The organism is Nocardioides sp. NPDC006303 (assembly GCF_040613175.1).
Lineage (GTDB): Bacteria > Actinomycetota > Actinomycetes > Propionibacteriales > Nocardioidaceae > Nocardioides.
In genome coordinates this window covers 11,942-32,575 of sequence record NZ_JBEXRR010000025.1, presented here as the reverse complement: position 1 = coordinate 32,575, position 20,634 = coordinate 11,942, and the positions used below count along the sequence as shown (strand labels likewise).

14 protein-coding genes are annotated in these 20,634 nt (G+C 71.3%); 8 read left to right on the top strand and 6 right to left on the bottom strand.

Annotated elements, in window-relative coordinates; all coding sequences use genetic code 11:
* Nucleotides 1-36 precede the first annotated feature (36 nt).
* On the top strand, nucleotides 37-2,109 hold the full coding sequence (locus tag ABZY89_RS18835; RefSeq protein WP_355229627.1) for an MMPL family transporter: 2,073 nt from the start codon (nucleotides 37-39) through the stop codon (nucleotides 2,107-2,109).
* Here the strand turns inward: ABZY89_RS18835 and ABZY89_RS18830 are convergent.
* Nucleotides 2,093-3,133, bottom strand: coding sequence for a 2-oxoglutarate and iron-dependent oxygenase domain-containing protein (locus ABZY89_RS18830; RefSeq protein WP_355229625.1), 1,041 nt, complete (start codon nucleotides 3,131-3,133; stop codon nucleotides 2,093-2,095). The genes ABZY89_RS18835 and ABZY89_RS18830 overlap by 17 nt on opposite strands.
* A 206-nt stretch (nucleotides 3,134-3,339) precedes the next feature.
* A complete protein-coding gene (locus tag ABZY89_RS18825; protein WP_355229624.1) occupies nucleotides 3,340-4,047 on the bottom strand; it encodes a dienelactone hydrolase family protein in 708 nt (235 codons plus the stop codon).
* A gap of 99 nt (nucleotides 4,048-4,146) precedes the next feature.
* On the opposite strand from ABZY89_RS18825, the gene ABZY89_RS18820 reads away from it, so the two are divergent.
* Entirely contained in the window at nucleotides 4,147-7,365 is a 3,219-nt protein-coding gene (locus tag ABZY89_RS18820) for a BTAD domain-containing putative transcriptional regulator (RefSeq protein WP_355229623.1), read from the top strand.
* Here ABZY89_RS18820 and catC read toward each other — a convergent pair.
* Genes catC through ABZY89_RS18800 form a run of 4 tightly spaced genes read right to left on the bottom strand, consistent with a single transcriptional unit; the run spans nucleotide 7,362 to nucleotide 10,563 of the window.
* On the bottom strand, nucleotides 7,362-7,640 hold the full coding sequence (catC, locus tag ABZY89_RS18815) for a muconolactone Delta-isomerase (protein ID WP_355229621.1): 279 nt from the start codon (nucleotides 7,638-7,640) through the stop codon (nucleotides 7,362-7,364). The two genes, ABZY89_RS18820 and catC, sit on opposite strands and share 4 nt — an antisense overlap.
* A complete protein-coding gene (catA, locus tag ABZY89_RS18810) occupies nucleotides 7,640-8,515 on the bottom strand; it encodes a catechol 1,2-dioxygenase (protein WP_355229619.1) in 876 nt (291 codons plus the stop codon). The genes catC and catA overlap by 1 nt, the downstream gene beginning before the upstream one ends.
* 36 nt (nucleotides 8,516-8,551) lie before the next feature.
* The gene (locus ABZY89_RS18805; RefSeq protein WP_355229617.1) at nucleotides 8,552-9,655 is read right to left on the bottom strand and encodes an enolase C-terminal domain-like protein; all 1,104 of its coding nucleotides are present in this window, start codon (nucleotides 9,653-9,655) and stop codon (nucleotides 8,552-8,554) included.
* Nucleotides 9,652-10,563: a LysR substrate-binding domain-containing protein gene (locus ABZY89_RS18800; protein WP_355229615.1), complete on the bottom strand. Its 912-nt coding sequence runs from the start codon at nucleotides 10,561-10,563 to the stop codon at nucleotides 9,652-9,654. Before ABZY89_RS18800 ends, ABZY89_RS18805 begins: the two co-directional genes overlap by 4 nt.
* Nucleotides 10,564-10,756: 193 nt before the next feature.
* On the opposite strand from ABZY89_RS18800, the gene benA reads away from it, so the two are divergent.
* From benA to ABZY89_RS18770, 6 genes are all read left to right on the top strand, one after another.
* Nucleotides 10,757-12,124 (top strand): benzoate 1,2-dioxygenase large subunit, encoded by a 1,368-nt coding sequence (gene benA / locus ABZY89_RS18795; RefSeq protein ID WP_355019248.1) that lies wholly within the window; start codon nucleotides 10,757-10,759, stop codon nucleotides 12,122-12,124.
* A gap of 2 nt (nucleotides 12,125-12,126) precedes the next feature.
* Complete coding sequence (gene benB / locus ABZY89_RS18790) at nucleotides 12,127-12,654, top strand: benzoate 1,2-dioxygenase small subunit (RefSeq protein ID WP_355019247.1); 528 nt, start codon at nucleotides 12,127-12,129, stop codon at nucleotides 12,652-12,654.
* 10 nt (nucleotides 12,655-12,664) lie between these two features.
* The gene (gene benC, locus ABZY89_RS18785; protein ID WP_355229613.1) at nucleotides 12,665-15,370 is read left to right on the top strand and encodes a benzoate 1,2-dioxygenase electron transfer component BenC; all 2,706 of its coding nucleotides are present in this window, start codon (nucleotides 12,665-12,667) and stop codon (nucleotides 15,368-15,370) included.
* A 70-nt stretch (nucleotides 15,371-15,440) separates the two neighbouring features.
* Nucleotides 15,441-16,733, top strand: coding sequence for an aromatic acid/H+ symport family MFS transporter (locus tag ABZY89_RS18780; protein WP_355229611.1), 1,293 nt, complete (start codon nucleotides 15,441-15,443; stop codon nucleotides 16,731-16,733).
* A gap of 20 nt (nucleotides 16,734-16,753) precedes the next feature.
* Complete coding sequence (locus ABZY89_RS18775; protein WP_355229610.1) at nucleotides 16,754-19,420, top strand: LuxR family transcriptional regulator; 2,667 nt, start codon at nucleotides 16,754-16,756, stop codon at nucleotides 19,418-19,420.
* The gene (locus ABZY89_RS18770) at nucleotides 19,417-20,634 is read left to right on the top strand and encodes a benzoate/H(+) symporter BenE family transporter (protein ID WP_355229608.1); all 1,218 of its coding nucleotides are present in this window, start codon (nucleotides 19,417-19,419) and stop codon (nucleotides 20,632-20,634) included. Before ABZY89_RS18775 ends, ABZY89_RS18770 begins: the two co-directional genes overlap by 4 nt.

Sequence of the window (20,634 nt, the reverse complement as noted above, 5' to 3'; positions counted from 1 at the left end):
CGACGCATTCATCACCCCTACTGGAAAGGCCCGACCATGCGCTCCGCGCTAGCAGCTCTCGCACAACTGACCACGAGAAAGGCCACCGCGTGGCTGGTCCTGGTGGTCACGGTCCTCCTGGCCGGTGCGGTGATGGTCATCGGATCTTCCCTGGAGTCCGCCAGCTCGGCACCTGACCCGCTGCCGGCGGACGCCGAGTCGGCCCGGGTCGCCGAGCTCCAGCAGAGCTTTCCGGGTGGGGACGTACTGCCCGCCGTCGCGGTGGTCGAGCGTGAGGGTGGGCTGACCGCGGAGGACCGGGCGTGGGTCGCCGATGTGTCGCAGCGCTGGGCCGAGATCACCGGGAACGAGGTCTCGCCGCCGATCCCGGCGACCGACGGCGATGCCCTGATCGTCGCGATCAACGTCGATGCCGATGTGACCGGACTCGATCTCACCGAGCTCGTCGGCGAGCTGCGGGAGACGGTCGACGAGGACCGGCCCGACGGCCTCACGGTGCAGCTCACCGGCGGTGCCGCCTTCGCCGCCGACATCTCCTCGGCGTTCGAAGGTGCCGACGTGCGGCTCCTCCTCGTCACCGCGGCGGTCGTCGCCATCCTGCTGATCCTGACCTACCGCTCTCCGGTGCTGTGGCTCGTGCCCCTGATCGTGATCGCGGTCGCCGATCGCACCGCCTCGGTGGTGACCCAGATCGTCGCGGACTGGACGGGCAACGGGCTCGACGGCTCCACGTCGGGCATCACCAGCGTGCTGGTCTTCGGTGCCGGCACGAACTACGCGCTCCTGCTGGTCTCGCGCTACCGCGAGGAGCTCCGGCGGCACGAGCACCACCGCGATGCCCTCGCCGCCGCGGTGCGCGGTTCCGCCGAGGCGATCGTGGCCAGCAACCTCACCGTCGTACTCGCACTGTTGGCACTGGTGTTCAGCGTCGCTCCCAACACCCGGTCCCTCGGGGTCTCGGCTGCGATCGGCCTGCTGGTGGCCCTGCTCTTCGCTCTCTTCGCCCTGCCCGCCGCGCTGTCGTTGTTCGGTCGTGGCCTATTCTGGCCGTTCGTGCCGCGCAACGGCGAGGACGAGAAGTCTCGCGACGGTGTCTGGTTCCGGATCGCCCGCACCGTGGTGAGCCGACCGGCAGTGGTGCTGGCCGTGGCCGCGGTGATCCTCGGCGTACTCGCCTCCGGTCTTCTGGGCGTCAAGGTCGGGCTCTCGCAGACCGACCAGTTCCGGGTCGACGCCGAGTCCGTCGACGGTCTGGACACCCTCTCGAAGCACTTCCCGCCCGGTGCCTCGGATCCGGTCACGATCGTGGTCGGCGCCGACGAGGCCGACGCGGTTCTGGCGCAGGTCAACCAGATGGACGGCGTCGACAGTGCTCGCCCGTCGGGCGAGAGCGGCGACCTGGTGAAGATCACCGCGACGCTGGAGGACGCACCGGCCACCCCGGAGAGCATCGAGACGATCGAGACGATGCGCAGCGAGCTGGCCGGCACCGGCGCGCTGGTCGGTGGCAGCGTGGCCAAGGACCTGGACAGCCGCAACGGTGCCGAGCGCGATCTCAAGGTTGTCGTGCCGTTGATCCTGCTGGTGGTGCTGCTCGTGCTCTTCGCGGTGCTGCGGTCGATCGTGACGCCGCTGGTGCTCGTCACCATCAGCGTGATCGCCACCTTCGCGGCCCTCGGCCTGGGCGCCTGGATGAGCACGCATGTCTTCGGGTTCCCTGCGCTCGATGTCAGCACCCCGATCTACGCCTTCCTGTTCCTGGTGGCGCTCGGCGTCGACTACACGGTGTTCCTCGTCCTGCGGGCGAGGGAGGAGACTGCCGAGCACGACACCGTCGATGCGATGGTCATGGCGGTCGGGCTGACCGGTGGCGTCATCACCAGCGCCGGCATCGTGCTGGCCTCGGTGTTCGCGGTGCTGGGTGTGCTGCCCCTGATCACGCTGACCCAGGTGGGCCTGATCGTGGGCCTGGGCATCCTGCTGGACACCTTCCTCGTCCGCACCGTGGTGGTGCCGGCGGTCTTCGCCCTGGTCGGCGACAAGATCTGGTGGCCCGCCCCGATCGCCCGCCGGCACTCCAAGGAACCGCTGGTCAGCGATCCGCGGTGAGCACGCGGGCTGCCTCCCGGCCGGCGTCAACGTTGAGGACGCCGGCACGAGAGCCCGCGAGCTTGGCGGCGATGTGCTCGTCGACGGTGACGTCGCGGTAGAGGCGGGGATGCTCGTCGTCGACGAACCCCGGCAGCGGGCCGATGACCGCCTCGGCGTCGCCGTCGAAGAAGTACGCAGCCGACCGGCGTCGCTGGATGGTGCCGTCGACGATCGGCGGCTTGACCCGGTGCAGGGTCGAGAGCCACTGCTCGTTGGTCAGCCGGGTCGTGAGGTCGCCGAGGTTGATCAGCAGCGCCCCCTCGGCCGGGCTGACGTCGTGCCACTCGCCGCCGTGCAGGACCTGGAGACCCTTGACCCGGTCGGCCCACAGGATCGTGACGATGCCGTAGTCGGTGTGCTCGCCCATCCCGATCATGTCCTCGTCGACCTCGACCCGGGTGCCTTCCTGGAGGGCGTAGTTGTTCATCCGCAGGACCTCGATCGGGTGGGCCGCGAGGCTCGCGATCGCGCCGCGCTCCAGGTCGAGCGCGTCCTCGAAGATGGTGACCATGGTGCGCGCGACCCGGGCGGCCTCGGCGCGCCAGGCGTCGATACGCGCCTGGAAGTCCGACACCGACGGCCAGGTGTTCTCCGCGTAGTGCGCCTCGACGAGATCGGCGCCGGGGTGGTCGGAGACCGAGGAGCCGACGTTGAAGGCCTCGAAGAAGTCCTTCATCCGCGTCTCGGACTGGACCCCGGCGCTGAGCGCGAGCGTCTCCGACTTGGGCGGGGTGTAGCCACGGTTCTCGGCGGCCGGGCGGCGCCACCGGGTCTTCTCCGCCGGCGGCAGGGCGAAGAAGTCGTCCATGGCGGCGGCGAGACCATCTTCCGCGGACGGAGCCACGCCGTGGCCGAGGATCTGGATGAAGCCGACCTCACGGCAGGCGGTGTCGATGGCGGCCGCGACGGCCGCCTTCTCCTGGGGCGTTCCACCTCGGACGTACGCAGCGATGTCGACGGCGGGGACGTGGAAGGTGCTCACGCGACCGCCCCCGTAGCGCAAGCGCCAGAATACGGACACGGTCGCGTGATGTTTGGACGGTTCGCTCGCTGACGCTCGCTCACGGATGTTCTCCTTGCTCGGAGCAGACGGGTGGACGTGCCCGGAGGTGTCCGCTTTCCCGGCCAGGAGGCCTTGCTGTCCGTTGAACTCGGGCGCCACCACAGTAGAACGCCGAGGTTTCGGCGCTATTTCGGGTCGAGGTGCTCGCCGAAGAAGGCGAGGATGCGCCGCCAGGCGTCCTCCGCCTCGGGCTCGGAGTAGTTGAAGCCGACCACGCGTTCCAGATCGGGCATCGGCCGGGGAAAGCCCCAGTCGTTCATGAAGCTGTGCCCGACAGCGGGGTACTCCTTGATGTCGCGGGGCACGTCGCCCTTGGCGAGCGCCGCCTCGACCTTGGCAGCGGTGCCGCGTAGTAGGTGGTCCTTGGCGCCGTAGCTCGCGACCATCGGGCACGAGGAGCTCAGCGCGGACAGGCTCCCGGGCAGCACCCCGTAGTTGGGCGCGGCAGCGTCGAAGATGCCCCGCGGAGCCAGCAGGAGCGTGAAGCCGCCGCCCATGCAGAAGCCGACGACACCGACCTTGCCGGTGCAGCGTGGATCCTCGGCGAGGTGGTCGCGAGCGGCGATCAGATCGTCGACCGCGGCGCCCTTGCCGGTCACCAGCGACTTCATCGTGCTGACGACACACCCGACCTTCGGACCGCGCTCGTAGAGCGCCGGAGTCAGCGTCAGGTAGCCGTTGGCCGCGAAGCGGTCGCTGATCCGCTTGATGTCCGAGGTCATGCCGAGGATGTCCTGCACCACCACCACGCCGGGCCAGGGCCCGGCACCCTCGGGCACCGAGAGGTAGCCACGCGTCGGACCCGCGGGAGCGGCATAGTCGATCATCGACATCTCATCACCTCGGTGCGATCCTCGCAGGTCCGACGATCCTGCAGGCCGGATGCCGCGCGACCCGATAGGATTTCGTGGTGATTCGCCAGGCTCGGGGTCTTGACGGAGGCCGGGGTGCGCCATGAGGGCATGTTCGGTCCCAGGCTCCGCCAGCTGCGTGAGTCGCGTTCGCTGACACAGGGCGCGCTGGCGCGGGCCGCGGGGCTCAGCGTCGCCTCGATCCGCGACCTCGAGCAGGGGAGAACGAGGCGTCCGCGGGCGGCCTCGCTGCGTGCGCTCGCCGAGGCGCTGGACCTGAGCGCGGACGAGACGGCCCGGTTCGCCGCGGCCTTCACACCCGCCCGCGAGGCCGAAGGCGCGGTGGTGAGCATCGCCGTCCTCGGCCCGACCGTCGTGGTCCGCGACAGGGTGCCGGTCGACGTACCCGATCAGGTCGGGCTGCTGCTGCGGCGGCTGGCCCTGGAGCCGGGGGAGAGGGTCGGGCGCGACGAGCTGCTCGACCTGCTGTGGCCCGAGCTCTCCTCGGCCGAGTCGGGCAGGCGGCTGGCCCAGCTGCTCCGGCGTCTGCGCGCTCTCGTCGCCCCGATCGCGGTCGTCCAGGACGGCAGCGCCCTTCGCCTCGACGCCTCGGCCGACGAGCTCGACCTGGTCCGCTTCCGTGAGCTGACCACGACCGACGAGATGGCCCCACTGACCGAGGCCGTCGGCGTGTGGCGTGGGCGTCCCGACGGGTTCGACCAGGCGCCCTGGCTGTCGAGCACGATCGAGGACGAGTACGTCGCGGTCGTGCTCAGATGGGCGACCCTCGGCGTTGCCGAGGGCCTGGCCATCGAGGCGCTCCCGGTCGTGGGCGAGCTCGCCCGGCTGCGGCCGCTGGACGAGCCGTTGTGGGCGGCGTACGTGAAGGTGCTGGCGGCCGCCGGGCGGCAGGCCGAGGCGCTCGCCGCCTACGAGACGGTCCGGTCCGTCCTGGCCGAGGAGCTCGGGCTGGACCCGAGCCCGGTCCTCGAGGATGTCCGCCAAGGGACGCTGGAAGGACGCTGGCACACCCGGCGCCCGACGCTGGTCGAGGGTGCGCGCCGGCGGGACGTACCTCGGGAGGTGCCGGCGGCGCCGGCGCTGATCGGCCGAGACGCCGAGCTCGCGATGCTGACGGCCGGGCTCGGCGAGAGCGGCGGTGCCGCGGTGCTGGTCACCGGGCCGGCCGGCTCCGGGAAGAGCGCGCTGGCGCTGACCGCCGCGGCCCGGCTGGCCGACGACTTCCCCGACGGCCAGCTCTACGCCGACCTCCACGGCGTCTCGGGCGAAGCGGTCGACCCCGGCACCGTGCTGCGGCGCTTCCTGCGCTCGCTCGGCCTCTCCGGCCAGCAGATCCCGACCGACGCCGCCGACGCCGCGGCCCTGCTCCGTAGCGAGCTCTCCGACCGCCGGATGCTGATCGTGCTCGACAGTGTCGACAGCCCCGGCCAGGTCATCCCGCTGCTGCCCGGACTCGGCGCCAACCGGACGATCCTCACCAGCCGCCACCGGCTGCCGGCCCTCGCGGGCACGATCGACCTGGGCCGCCAGATCCACCTCGGCGAGCTCAGCACCGACGCCTCCGTCCACCTCATCGGCGCGATCGTCGGCCATGAGCGCGTCGCCACGGCGCCGCGCGCGAGCGTGTCGCTGGCGCTGGCGTGCGGCCGGCTCCCGCTGGCGCTCCGGATCGCCGCGGCCAGACTGCTGAGCCGCCCGGAATGGTCGATCGAGACGTACGCCGACCGGCTGAGCGAGAGCTCCCACCGGCTCGCCGAGCTGGCCGTCGGCGAGGTGAGCGTCGCGGCCAGCCTCGAGATCTCCTACGCCGCGATGCCCGCCGAGGCGCAGCGCGCGTTCCGGCTGTGCTCGCTGATCTCGGCCTACGACTTCGACCCCGCTCCGGCCAGCGCCCTCCTCGACCGTGACCCGGCCACCACGCAGCGGCTGCTGGAGGACCTGGTCGACGCCAACATGCTGCAGACGGCCAGTCCCAACGGCAGAGCCGCCGACGGCGTCGGGCGCTACCACTACCACGATCTGCTCCGGCTCCACGCCGGCGATCTGGCCGCGGCCGACCAAGAGCAACCGAAGGCGCAGCGCCGGCTCGCCGACTGGCTGCTGGACACCACGGTCGGCGCCGCCGGCACCGCCTATCCGGGCCGCCTGCGCGCGCTGGAGATCGAGCCTTCGCCCGACAGCCGCTTCGACTCGGCCGACAACGCTCGCACCTGGCTCGACCGCGAGGCGCAGCTGCTGATCGCCTTCGCGAAGCAGACAGCGGCCGACCCGCACCGGCGTCACTACGCCTGGAAGCTCGTCGACCAAGCCCGGATCCACTACCGCACCCGCCTCGACGTGACCACCTACCTCGAGCTCGTGACGGTCGGGGCCGAGGCCGCCATGCTCGAGGACGAGGCGCGGGCCGAGGCCTTCCTGCGTACGCTGAAAGCCGATGTGCTCGGGGTCCTGGGGCGGATGGAGGAGGCCTGGGCGGAATCGGACCGCGCCTGGAGTCTGCTCGACACGAGCGGATGGCCGCAGGGGCTGGCGTTCGCGTCGATCGTCGACGGCCACCGCCACCGGGTCGCGGACTCCGGCCGCGAGGCCGAGGTCGCCTATACGCACGCGCTGAAGATCCTCGGCGATGTCGAGGGCACCGAGGGGCTGCGGGCCTGGGCGCATCAGGCACTCGGCATCGCCTGCACCGAGCAGGGCCGCTTCGAGGAGGGACGCCGCCACCATCTCCAGGCGGTCGAGCTGAGCGAGGTGCAGGGCAGCGCCACCCCGCTCGAGCTCGCCACGCTGGCCGCGGCCGAGCGCGCGCTCGGCCTGCTCGACTCAGCCGGCGCCCGGCTGGAGTCGGCGCTGGCGCAGGCCATCCGCAACCGGAGCCCGTTCGCCGAGGCCAACGCGCTCGAGGAGCTCAGCCTGCTCGCCCTGGTCCGTGGCGACCATGCCTCCGCGCTCGAGCTCGCCGAGCGGGCCCACCTGACCGCGCGGGCCCACGGGGACGTACGTTTCGTCGCCTCGACCGCGTGCAGCTATGCCGCCGCCCTCGATGCGACCGGGAACCACCGCGACGCCGCCGAGACGTATGAGTACGCCGTCCGGCTCAGCCACACGCACGTCGCCTCGTTCACCGAGACCCGTGCCCGGATCGGGCTGGCCCAGGCGCTCCACGCGGAGGGCGACACCACGGCCGCCCGGGTCCACGCCCGCCGGGGCCGGCAGCTGGCCGCCGAGCACGGCTTCGCGCCGTTGCGGCGCGAAGCCGACCGGGTGCTCGAAAGGCTCTAGTCGACCTTGGACGGGTGCTTGGCCAGGGGGGTGACCTGCACGTCCATGTAGGGGAACAGCGGCAGGCCGGAGAGGATCTGGTGGAGCTCGTCGTGGGAGTCGACGTCGAAGACCGAGAAGTTGGCGTACTCCCCGGCGATCCGCCACAGGTGTGGCCACTTCCCGGCGCGCTGGAGCTCCTGGGCGTACGCCTTCTCGCGGGCGATCGTGTCGTCGCGGACGTCCGGATCCAGGTCGTGCGGGATCCGGACGTCCATGCGTACGTGATAGAGCATCAGTCGCGAACCGGGTCGAGCACGAAGCCGTAGTCGACGCCCACCGAGCCGTCCCCGTTGGCCACGGGTGCGAGCACCAGCTCGGGCTTGACCGCCGAGGCGATGTCGTCGTCGTTGTGCTCGTCACCGGGGAAGTAGAGCTGGGCGGTGAGCAGCTCGTGGCCCGGGGCCGACACCTTGACGTGCAGGTGCGCCGGACGCCAGGCGTGCCAGCCGGCGGCGGCGATGAGCTTGCCGCAGGAGCCGTCGGTCGGGATCTGGTAGGGCGCCGGCTGGATCGTGTGGATCTCGAAGGCGCCGTCGGATCCGACGGTGAAGCTGCCGCGCAGGTTCCACTCCGGGATGCCGGGCGCGAACTGCGAGTAGAAGCCGTCGGCGTCGGCGTGCCACAACTCGACCTTGGCGCCGTCGAGCGGGGTGCCGTCGGTGGAGGTGATCGTGCCGGTCCAGGTCAGCGGGGTGCCGGCCTCGCCGTCGCGCATCGGGATGGTGCCGTTCGCGCCCTGCTCCGGGGCAGCGGGGACGTAGTAGGGGCCCTCGATGGTGCCCTTGTTGCCCTCGCGGTGCTCGGTGGCGACCTTCTCGACCTCGTGCTCGACCCAGACGTCGAGGAAGAGCGGCCACTCGCCGTCCTTGCCGACCTGGATCAGCCACGCCTTGAGCGCGTTGTACTCGTCGTAGCTGACCTTCTCCTCGCGGATCGTGTCGTAGACGGCGTTGAGCACGCGCTTGGCGAGCCTGTCGACGCGCTCCGGCGGGGTGTCCTTGACGGCGTCGAAGGGCGACTTGTCGGCGGCGAAGCGCTCGGTGGCGGAAGCGCCCGAGGCGGCCGCGGAGGCTGCTTCGGTGGACTCGAGGGTCTGGTCGGTGGTCATGGGTGTGTCCTCTCGTGTTGCGGTGGGGTCAGGTGTTCAGTTGTCGGTGCGGTATCGATCGAGCTTCTCCGGATCGATCTCGACCCCGAGGCCGGCACCAGGACGTACGGCGAGCTCGCCGTCGCGGATCTCGAGCGGCTCGGTGAGCAGGTCATCGGCCATGTCGAGGAAGTTGGAGAGCTCACCGGCCCGGCGGGAGGTGAGCCGGTGCGCCGCGCCGAAGGCGATGGAGCAGGCGCTGCCGAGCTGGCCGTCGATCTGGTTGCCCATCACGACCTCCAGCCCGAGGCCCTCGGCCAGATGCAGCACCTGCTGCGAGCCGGTGAAGCCGGTGCGTGCGGTCTTGATGCTGATCGCGGTGGCCGAACCACCGAGCACCTCGCGGGTCACGTCGGCCGCAGTCGGGACCGACTCGTCGGCGATGAACGGCACGTCGATCTGGCTGACCAGCCAGCGCCGCCCGAGCACGTCGTCGGCGGGGTTGAGCTCCTCGGCGAAGAGCAGGTCCAGGTCGGCCATCTGCTTCATCGCGCGGGCGGACTCGGCCGCGGTCCAGCCGCGGTTGCCGTCGACGTACAGCTCGATCTCGGTGCCGAAGCGCTCGCGCAGCGCGCGGACGACGGCGGTGTCGAGCTCGATGGGGGAGCGGCCGACCTTCACCTTGAACGTCGAGATCCCGTACGTCTCCCGCATCCGCTCCGCCTCGGCGACCATCGCCTCGGGCCCGTCGAAGCCGAGCATGTGGGAGACCCGCATCCGGTCGGTGAAGGCACCGAGCAGGTCGACGACCCGCAGGTCGAGGGTCTTGCCGAGGGCGTCCCACATCGCCATGTCGACGGCGGCCTTCGCGGTCGGGTTGCCGACGGTGCGCTCCATCAGGACTCGGGCGGTCTCGCGCTCGAGCAGGGTGAGCCCGGCGAGCTGCGGGGCGAAGAGCTGGTCGATGACGGCGATGATCCCGGTCTGGGTCTCGCCGTAGGTGAACGGCCGCGGCGGCGCCTCGGCTACACCCACGACGCCGTCGTCGGTGTGCACCCGGACGAGCACGTGCTGGGCGGTGTGGACCTCGCCGGAGGCGAAGCGCAGCGGCTTGCGGTAGGGGATGGCGAACGGGATCGCCTCGACCTTGGTGATCTTCATGACCGGGGAGCTTCCAGACGGGGTGCGGTGAACAGGTCGGCTGCCTCGAGGACCTCGATGACGGCGTCGACGACGGGGTTGTCGTCGTCGGTGCGGTAGGCGAGAGAGAGCTCGACGCTGCCCGCGTTGAGCAGGTCGCGGAAGATCACGCCCTCCAGCGGAAGGGCGCGGACCGAGGCCGGGACGACCGCGACGCCGAGGCCCGCGGCGACCAGAGCCAGCAGGACCGCGGTGCTCGGCGCCTCGTGCTCGCGGCGCGGCACGAACCCGGCCTCGCGGCAGCTGCGCAGGACCGCCTCGTTGACCGCCGAGTCGCGGGCGCTGTAGGCCACGAACGGCTCGGTGCGCAGGTCTGCCAGGGCCACGACGGGCTCGACGGCCAGCCGGTGGTCGACGGGGATGGCGAGCGCGAGCGGCTCGACCTCGAGGGTGCGCAGGGTCAGTCCCTCGCCGGTGGCCGGCGGCCGCAGTACGCCGAGGTCGAGCGCCCCGCTCTGCAGCCGCTCGCACTGGGCCGGGGTGAGCAGGTCGGCATGGATCTCGAGCGCCACCTCGGGCAGCTCGCGCTTGACCACCCGGGCGATGCCCGGCAGGTGCGAGAACGAGGCGGTGCCGGTCAGTCCCAGGCGGACCAGGCCGTGGCGGCCGGCCCCGATGCGGCGTACGCCTCGGACGCTGTCGTCGACGGCGGCCAGGACGCGGGCGGCCTCGGTGCGGAGGAACTCTCCGGCCGGGGTGAGGGAGACCTGGCGGGTGGTCCGGGTGAACAGGGTGACGTCGAGCTCGGACTCGAGCTGGCGGATCGCCTGGGAGAGCGCCGGCTGGGCGATGTGCAGCTGCGCCGCGGCCTGCCCGAAGTGGCAGGTCTCGGCGACCGCGGCGAAGTACCGCAGGTGGCGTAGCTCCATGAAGCGCTCCTCACGAGGTGGTGATGACCGCCACACTAGGTCTGCGATAGATAAACAACAAGGACGAAACTGCCGCCTATTGATCGATTCGAATGATCAATGGGTGCCTAGGTCGGAACTGGGCATTCGCCTGGTGTGACGGCCGCCACGTCTTGCGAGGGTGTGGTGACCGTCACCCGTTGGAGGCATCACCATGACCGCACCGCTCACCGAGAGCCTGGGCCACATCGAGAACGTCCTGTCGGACGCCGTGGTCGAGGACCGCGAGGCCGGGATCTACCGCGCCAACCGCCGGATCTTCACCGACGAGGAGGTCTTCGAGCTCGAGATGAAGCACATCTTCGAGGGCAACTGGATCTACCTCGCCCACGAGAGCCAGGTGCCCAACCCCGGCGACTACCTCACCACCTACATCGGGCGGCAGCCGGTGATGATCACTCGCGACAAGGACGGCGAGCTGCACTGCATGATCAACGCCTGCGCCCACCGTGGCGCGATGCTGTGCCGGCGCAAGACCGACAACCGGATGACCCTGACCTGCCCGTTCCACGGCTGGACGTTCCGCAACGACGGCACCCTGCTGAAGGTCAAGGACCCGGACGACGCGGGCTACCCGGAGAGCTTCAACACCGAGGGCTCCCACAACCTCACTCACGTGGCTCGCTTCGACAGCTACCGCGGCTTCCTGTTCGGCTCGCTCAACCAGGACGTACTGCCGCTCGAGGAGCACCTCGGCGACACCGTCAAGGTGATCGACATGCTCGTCGACCAGTCGCCCGAGGGGCTCGAGGTGCTGCGCGGTTCCTCGACCTACACCTACGACGGCAACTGGAAGGTCCAGGCGGAGAACGGCGCCGACGGCTACCACGTGACCGCGACCCACTGGAACTACGCGGCGACCACCTCGCGTCGCAACACCGGCGAGTCGAAGAACACCACCAAGACCGTCGACGCCGGCAGCTGGGGCAAGGCGGGTGGCGGCTACTGGTCCTACCCGAACGGCCACCTGTGCCTGTGGACCTGGGCGGCCAACCCCGCCGACCGGCCGCTGTGGGACCAGATGGACGTGCTCAAGGAGAAGTTCGGCGAGGCCAAGGGCGAGTTCATGGTCAAGGGCTCGCGCAACCTGCTGCTCTATCCGAACGTGTACCTGATGGACCAGTTCTCGACCCAGATCCGGCACTTCCGCCCGATCTCGGTCGACAAGACCGAGGTCACCATCTACTGCATCGCCCCGAAGGGCGAGAGCCCTGAGTCGCGGGCCTGGCGGATCCGGCAGTACGAGGACTTCTTCAACGCCTCCGGCATGGCCACGCCCGACGACCTGGAGGAGTTCCGCTCCTGCTTCCTGACCTACCAGGCCTCCGCCGCGCCGTGGAACGACATGAGCCGCGGTGCCGAGCACTGGCACACCGGCCCCGACGAGGTCGCCGAGGCGCTGGAGATGCCGGGCGTCATCTCGGCCGGCGCGAAGAACGAGGACGAGGGCCTCTACCCGGTCATGCACGCGCAGTGGACCGAGCAGATGCGCGCGGCCATCGCGAACGAGAAGGGCAACTGACGATGACGATCACGCAGAACGCCGCTCCCGCGGGGGCGAAGCTCATCACCCACGGCATGATCGAGCAGTTCCTCTACCGCGAGGCGCGCTTCCTGGACGACCGCGAGTTCGAGAAGTGGCTCGAGTGCTACGCCGACGACGTCGTCTACTGGATGCCCTGCTGGGACGACGCCGACCTCCTCACCGAGGACCCGCAGACCGAGATGTCACTCATCTACTACCCCAACAAGGGCGGCCTGGAGGACCGGGTCTTCCGGATCCGTACGGAGCGGTCCTCGGCCACCTCTCTTCCCGAGCCGCGTACCTCGCACAACATCAGCAACGTCGAGGTCATCGAGCGCCGCGGCGACCTGGTCGACGTGCGCTTCAACTGGCACACCATGTACTTCCGCTACAAGACCGTCGACCCCTACTACGGCACGTCGTTCTACACCATCGACTTCTCCGGCGAGCAGCCGCTGATCCGCCGCAAGAGCGTGGTGCTGAAGAACGACTACATCCACCACGTCGTCGACATCTACCACGTCTGAGGCGCCTGCGATGACTGCAATCGAGACCGAGATCGCGACCCATCAGGTGGCCCTCTCCTTCGAGGACGGGGTGACCCGGTTCATCACCGTGCGTGAGGACCAGACCGTCGCCGACGCGTCCTACCGGCAGCGGATCAACATCCCGCTGGACTGCCGCGACGGCGCCTGCGGGACCTGCAAGGCGCTGTGCGAGTCGGGGGAGTACGACGGCGGCACCTACATCGAGGACGCGCTCTCCGAGGCGGAGGCCGCCGAGGGGTACGCCCTGCCGTGCTCGATGAAGCCGCGCTCGGACCTCGCGCTGCAGATCGCCACCACCTCCGAGGTCGCCAAGACCGGCGCCGCCAGCTACACCGGCACCGTCGTCGGCCTGGACCGGCTGAGCCCGACCACGGTCGAGCTCTCCATCGACATCCCCAACCGGGGCGAGCTGGCCTTCCTGCCGGGGCAGTACGTCAACATCGCCGTGCCCGGCACCGAGGTGACCCGGTCGTACTCCTTCGCGAACGCCCCGCACGAGGAGCGGATTGTCTTCCTGGTCAAGCTCACCCCGGGCGGTGCGATGTCGACCTGGCTGACCGAGCGAGCCGCCGTCGGCGACGAGGTCACCTTCACCGGGCCAAACGGCTCCTTCTTCCTGCGCGAGGCGCGCCGGCCGGTGCTGATGCTGGCCGGTGGCACCGGGCTCGCGCCCGTCCTCTCGATGTTGCGCCAGCTCGAGGTCGACGGCTGCGACCGTGGCGGCCGGCTGGTCTACGGCGTCAGCACCGACGACGACCTGGTCAAGCTCGACCAGGTCGGTGAGCTGGTCTCGCGGCTGCCCGGGTTCAGCTGGGACCACTGCGTCTCCGACCCCGCCTCGACCGCGGCCAACAAGGGCTACGTGATGAGCCTGATCGGCGACGACGACCTGCACGACGGCGACGTCGCGATCTACCTGTGCGGTCCGCCCCCGATGGTCGAGGCGGTGCGTACGCATGTCGCCGGTGCCGGCCTCCAGCCCACCGGTTTCTACTACGAGAAGTTCGCCCTGGCAGTCCCCGCCGAGGCGTCAGCCGCGTCGGCCGAGCCGTCGCCCGCGTCGGCCGAAGCGTCACCCGTGCCCGTCGAGCTGGAGACCCATCCGGAGGCGCGGGCCATCGCGGGGCAGCAGGTGCTTCCGGCCCTCGACCTCGGACCCAGCGGGTCGGCGGGCGCGGCTCGCGACGACGGCGATGTCGTACGCCGGGTCGCGGGCCAGTTGGTCGCACCGGCTCAATTCGCTGGTCGAGCCGCGAGCGCTAGCGAGCGTGTCGAGACCAACACGGTCGAAGACCTGATCGTCGCAATGGAGGCGCGGAGCATCGGTGGCCAGGAGGTGTTCGCTCGAGACGACTCTGTTGGTCTCGACACGCCTTCGCCTAGCGGCTCCGGCAGCTCGACCAGCGTGGACACCACTGCGGACGGCTACACGATCGGTGAGGAGCATCCGGACATCTCGGCCTCGGACGCGATCTTCGAGGCCCGGGCGGCGCTGGAGGTGGGGGCGCTCGATCTGACCATCGGGCGGCTCGACTCCCAGCAGCTGGCCGGCTACCGGCTGCTCGCCGAGTCGACCCTCCCGTACGTCGAGGGCGACCGGTTCCTCGACGCCCACGGCTACACCGAGTCGAACGCGGCCTTCCACGACTACCTGTTCACCCTCACCGGCAACAGCCACCTGCTGGCCGCCTACCAGGCGCTCGGGGTCAAGGGCCGGATGGAGGACGTGCTGCGCAACGCCACCTGGTGCCACCCGCGGTGCACCCAGGACCACCTCGACATCGTCGAGGCCTTCGAGCGCGGCGACCGCCCGGCGGCCCGCGAGCTGATCAAGGCCCACAGCGAGCGGTCGCAGGAGACGATGCGGCGCGCGATGGCCGAGTCGGCCGCCGCGACCAGGCCGCGGTTCATCACCCCGGACCGGTTCGCCGGCCAGGTCGTGGTGGTCACCGGGGCGGCCCAGGGCATCGGCGCCCAGGTGGCCCGCCGGGTGGCCGCCGAGGGCGGAAAGGTCGTCCTCGCCGACCGCTCCCCGCTGGTCGCCGAGGTCACCCACGAGCTCACCGGCCAGGGCGCGAGCGTCAGCGCGGTCGAGTGCGACCTCGAGCACTACGAGGGCGCGGCCGCGCTGGTGGAGCGGGCTGTGGAGACGTACGGCCGGATCGACGTGCTGATCAACAACGTCGGCGGCGCGATCAACTTCAAGCCGTTCACCGAGTTCACCGCCGAGCAGATCGACGCCGAGATCACCCGGTCGCTGATGACCACGCTGTACGCCTGCCGCGCGGCCCTGCCGGACATGGTCGAGCGCGGGCACGGCGTCATCGTCAACGTCTCCTCGGCCGCGACCCGCGGCATCCACCGGATCCCGTACTCCGCGGCGAAGGGCGGGATCAACGCGATCACCGCCTCGCTCGCGCTGGAGTACGCCGGCGCGGGCGTCCGGGTCACCGCGACGGCACCGGGAGGTACGGAGGCTCCACCGCGCCGGATCTCCCGGGGCACACCACAGCCGCGTACCGACACCGAGAAGGCCTGGTTCCAGGCCCACATCGACCAGACCCTCGAGACCTCACTGATGCACCGCTACGGCACGCTCGACGAGCAGGCCGCCGCGATCTGCTTCCTCGCCTCCGAGGAAGCCTCCTACATCACCGGCACGGTCCTTCCCGTCGCCGGCGGTGACCTCGGCTGAGCCACCAGGTCCTCTCTCGGGGCCGTTCCTCCCTTCGCGAGCACGCTCGCGTCACCCATGGAGATCACCCATGCCCGACAACACCGAAAACACCGATGAAATCACTCGGGCCAAGACCGGGCGCCAGCTCGCCTGGGTCGTCGCGCTCTCCGCGCTGGCCCTGATGTTCGACGGCTACGACCTCGTGGTCTACGGCACGGTGCTGCCGACCCTGATGGCCGATCCATCCCAGATCGGGCAGCTCTCCGCGGGCCAGGCGGGCACGCTGGGGAGCTATGCGCTGGTCGGGGTGCTCGTCGGCGCGCTGAGCGCCGGTGCGGTCAGCGACCGGATCGGCCGCCGGAAGGTCGTGCTCGCCAGCATCACCTGGTTCTCTCTCGGGATGGCCGCGACCGCGTTCGCCCAGTCGATCGCCGTCTTCGGCATGCTCCGCTTCCTCACCGGCATCGGGCTGGGCGCGATCCTGGCGACCGTCGGCGCCTTGGTGGCCGAGTTCGCGCCGCCGGAGCGGAAGAACCGGCTCAATGCGATCGTCTACAGCGGCATCCCCGCCGGTGGTGTGGCCGCCTCCGTGATGGCGCTCATCATCGATCCGAGCGGCTCCAACTGGCGGATCCTGATGGCGATCGGCGCCGCCCCGCTGGTGCTCCTGCTGCCCTTCGCGATCGCCAAGCTGCCCGAGTCGCAGCTGTGGCTCGACTCCCGCGGTCGAGTCGCGTCGACCACCGCCCAGGAGGCGGTCGGCTTCAGCGCCCTGGCCCGCCGCCCGCTCGCGTTCCCGACCCTGGTGCTCGGGCTGATGAGCTTCTCCGGCCTGCTGCTCACCTACGGCCTGAACACCTGGCTGCCGAAGATCATGGAGGACAACGGCTACGGCAAGGGGTACGCCCTCACCTTCCTGCTGGTGCTCAACGGTGGCGCCATCTTCGGTGGCCTCCTCGCCTCGTACGTCGCCGACCGCACCGGCGCCAAGAAGGTGGTCTCGACGACCTTCGTGCTCGCCGCCCTGATGCTGTTGCTGCTGCCCCTCGGGCTGCCGCTCGCCGTCCTGTTCCCGGCCGTCGCGATCGCCGGCGTCGGCACGATCGGTACGCAGGTGCTCATCTACGGGCTCGTCGCCAACTACTACCCGACCCGGGCCCGCGGCGCGGGCGTCGCGTGGTGCGCCGGGTTCGGCCGGCTGGGCGGCATCGTCGGACCCATCATCGGCGGTGCACTGGTCGCCGCCGGGGTGGGCGGCACCACCGCCTTCCAGATCTTCGCGGGCGTCGCGGTGCTCGGTGCCGTGGTCGCCTCCGCCGTGCCCCGGTCCCCGGAAGAGACCGTCGTGAGCGTCACGATCGACGACGGCGTACCAGCATGAGAGGGGCCTAGGGTGTGACCGTGCTCATAGAACGAGCTGGGTGTGTCGGTCGCGAGGAGGAGCTCGTCGAGCTCACCTCGCGGCTGGCCCTCACCCCCACCGCCGGCTCCGCCGCCGTCCTGGTCCTCGGAGACCCGGGGCTGGGGAAGACCGCGCTGCTGCGCGGCCTGGCCGACCGGGTCGCGACGCCGGCGTTGAGGGCCCGCGCCGGCGCATGGGAGCAGGACTCGCCCGGTGCGGTGCTGCGCCAGCTGCTCGGCGAGGCGCCGCCGGCAGACCCGGTCGCCGCGGCCGATGCCCTGGTCGCGCGAGCCCTGGCCGGGTGCGCCGACGAGCCCGGGCTGATTCTGGTCGACGACGCCGACCTCGCTGACACGGTCTCGCTGCAGGCGATCGCCTCCGCGCTCCGCCGGCACCGCGACGCACCGGTGCTCGTGGTGCTCGCGGCCACCCGCAGCACCGCGTTCCTCGGCGAGATCGCCGCCGAGACCGTACGCATCGAGGGGCTGGACGCGGCCGCGGTCGGCGAGCTCGCCGCGCTGCGCGGACGCGTCCTGCACCCGTCGATGGCCGAGGTCCTGACCCGCCACACGGCGGGCAGCCCGCGCGACGCGGTCGCGCTGCTCGACGAGCTCCCGCCGACCCGCTGGGCACGGCCCGACACCCAGCTGCCCGCCCCGGTCCACGTACGCGACGAGGTCCAGCTCGCCCTTGCCGGATGCGGTGACGCCGGACGCGCGCTCGCCGAGGCCCTCGCGATCCTGGGAGAGGACGCGTCGCTGGGCCAGGCCGCGGCCCTCGCCGGTCTCGACGACCCGCTCTCCGCGGTCGACGCCCTGGCCGCGGCCGGGCTCGTCGAGATCACCCGCGACCACCGCCCCCGATGGCGTACGCCGTTGGTCGGGGTCGCCGTGCTGGCGACGATGGGCGCTCGCCGGGCCGCCGACGCGCACCAGCGCGCCGCCGCGATCGTCGACGACGAGGTCCGCCGGGCCCGGCACCTCGTCGCCGCCACCCCGCTGCCCGACGCCGAGCTCGCCGACGAGGTCGCCCGGCTGGCCCAACGGCGCGGTGACGAGGGCGCCTGGGCGGAGGCCGCGGCTCTCTACCGCGACTCCAGCCGGCTCACCGAGGACCCGGTGCGGCGCGACGACCGGCTGATCCGCTCCGTCGACGCGCTGGTCGCGGCGGGCGACGGCATGGGCGCCGCGGCGCTGGTCCCCATCGTCGAGAGCCTGCGCGAGACGCCGCTGCGCGACGCGGTGCTCGCCTATCTGGCGATCCTGCGCGGCCGCGCGACCGAGGCCGAGGTGCGGCTCAAGCGGGCCTGGGACATCGTCAACGCCGACCGGGAGCCGGAGACCGCCGCGCTGATCGCCACCCGGCACGTCCTGCACTCGCTGGCGCTGTGCCGCGGTGACGAGCTGGTCACCTGGGCCGACCGGGCGATCTCGCTTGCCGGCCGGGACTCGGCAGCGGGCGTCGAGGCGGCGGCGATCCGCGGACTCGGGCTGGCGATGGCCGGCCGGTTCGAGGAGGCCCACGAGGCGTACGCCCTGGCCGCCCGCCTCGTCGGCCACAGCGCCCAGACCCAGCGGGTCACGATGGGCCGCGGATGGCTCGATGTGCTCTGCGACGAGCCCGACGAGGCCCGCAGCCGCCTGGAGGGGGTCACCGACCCGCGGGTCCTCGGCGGCTCGACCCGGATCTCGATGTGGGCCCTGGCCTGGCTGGCTCGGGTGCAGTTCCTGACCGGTGAGGGCGACGCCGCCCTGCAGACGGTCGCAGCCGGGCGGGCGCTGGCTGCCGAGTCGGGCATCGCCCTGGTCACCCCGCTGCTGGAGTGGACGGCAACCGAGACCCACCTGCTGCGTGGCAGCTGGGAGGAGGCCGCCCGCACCGCCCGCGCCGCCGAGATCGGGGCGCAGGGCTACGAGATCATGCGCGTCCCCGCGCTGCTCGCCCGTGCCCACATCGCCGAGGCCCGCAGCGACTTCCGTGCCGTCCTCCGCATCCTCGAGCCGCTCACCCAGGCCCCGGCCGGCAGCGCGCTGGCCGAGCCGGCCATCTGGCCCTGGGCCGAGACGTACGCCGCCGCACTGATCGCGGAGGGCCGCTTGGATGAGGCTGATGAGTTCCTCCGCCCGCACGAGACCCGCGCCCGTGAGGAGCAGCACCGCTCCGCCCAGGCCAGGCTGGCCACCGCCAGGGGCCGCTGGCACGGCGCCCGTGGCGACCTCGCCGGCGTTCGGGACACGTTCGACCGCGCGCTCGGCCTGCTCGACGGGCTGCCGCTGCGCTACGAGCGCGCCCGGGTCACCTTCGCCTACGGCCAGGCCCTGCGCCGTGCCGGCCGCCGTCGCGACGCCGAGGCGCTGCTCTCCTCCGCGCGCGATCTGTGGGACGGGATCGGAGCGCTGACCTATGTCGACGCCGCCCAGCGCGAGCTGCGCGCCGGGGGAGTGCGGGCGCCGCGCGGCCACCGCGGACCGGTGGACCTGACCCCGCAGGAGGAGACCGTCGCGGAGATGGTCGCCTCCGGGCTCTCCAACCGCGAGGTGGCCGCGCAGCTGTTCGTCTCGCCCAAGACCGTGCAGTACCACCTGACCCGCATCTACGCGAAGCTCGGCGTCCGCAGCCGGACCGAGCTCGCGGCGATGGCGGCCGAGCCGACGGAGGAGCCATGAGCACCGACCTCGACGTCCGAGAGTCCCGGGCAGGTCTGCGGCACGACCTGGGCCGTCACGAGCTGGTCAACGGCTTCATCGGCTTCCTCTTCTCCTGCACCGGCCCAGTCGCGGTGATTCTCGCCGTCGGCCAGGGTGCCGGGCTCTCCGCCGGTGTCGTCGCCTCCTGGGTGAGCGCGGTCTTCTGCCTCAACGGAGTGCTGACGATCATCGCCTCGCGCTGGAGCCGACAGCCGCTGGTCTACTTCTGGACGATCCCCGGCACCGTGGTCGTCGGCCAGGCGATGGCCGCCGGCACCACCTGGCCGGAGACGGTCGGCGGCTTCGTCATGGCGGCGGTTCTTCTGGGCGCACTGGCCCTGACCCGGCAGGTCGACCGGGTCATGCACCTGCTGCCGATGCCGATCGTGATGGCGATGGTGGCCGGCGTCTTCCTCCGCTTCGGCACCGACCTGGTCCTCGCCGTCGACCGCGACCTGGCGATCGCCGGGCCGATGGTGGTCGCCTTCGTCGCCGTCAGCGCGGTCCCACGGCTCCCCCGCTGGCTCCCGGCGGTGCTGGTCGCGCTCGCGGTCGGCGCGGTCGCGGTGAGCCTCGCCGACCGACCGGCCGTCGAGGTCTCCGGCCGCTGGGTGATCGACCCCGTCTGGACCACGCCGGCCTTCACCGGGTCCGCCTTCATCGAGCTCACCATCCCCCTGCTGATCACCGTCCTGGTCGTCCAGAACGGTCAGGGCATGGCTGTCCTGCGGGCCGCCGGCCACGACCCGCGGATGAACCAGGTGACCGGCTGGTGCGGGGTGACCTCGCTGGTCGCAGCCCCGTTCGGCGGCGTGTCCACCTGCCTGGCCGGGCCGACCAACGCACTGGTCACCGCCTCGGGCGAGCGACGACGGCACTATGCCGCGGCGATCTGGTGCGGCGTACTCGCGATCGGGTTCGGGCTGCTCGCTCCCGGCATGGTGCGGGTCATCACCACCATGCCCGAGGCGTACGTCGCCGTGCTGGGCGGCCTGGCCATGCTCAAGCCGCTCCAGGGCGCCTTCCAGGCCGCCTTCAGCGGGCCGTACGTCACCGGCGCGCTGGTCACCTTCCTGGTGACCGTCGCCGACATCACCGTCTTCAACATCGGCTCCGCGTTCTGGGGGCTGGTGGTCGGCGTCGTGGTCAGCGTGCTGCTCGACCACGACAGCCGAAACAACAGCAGGGAGTAG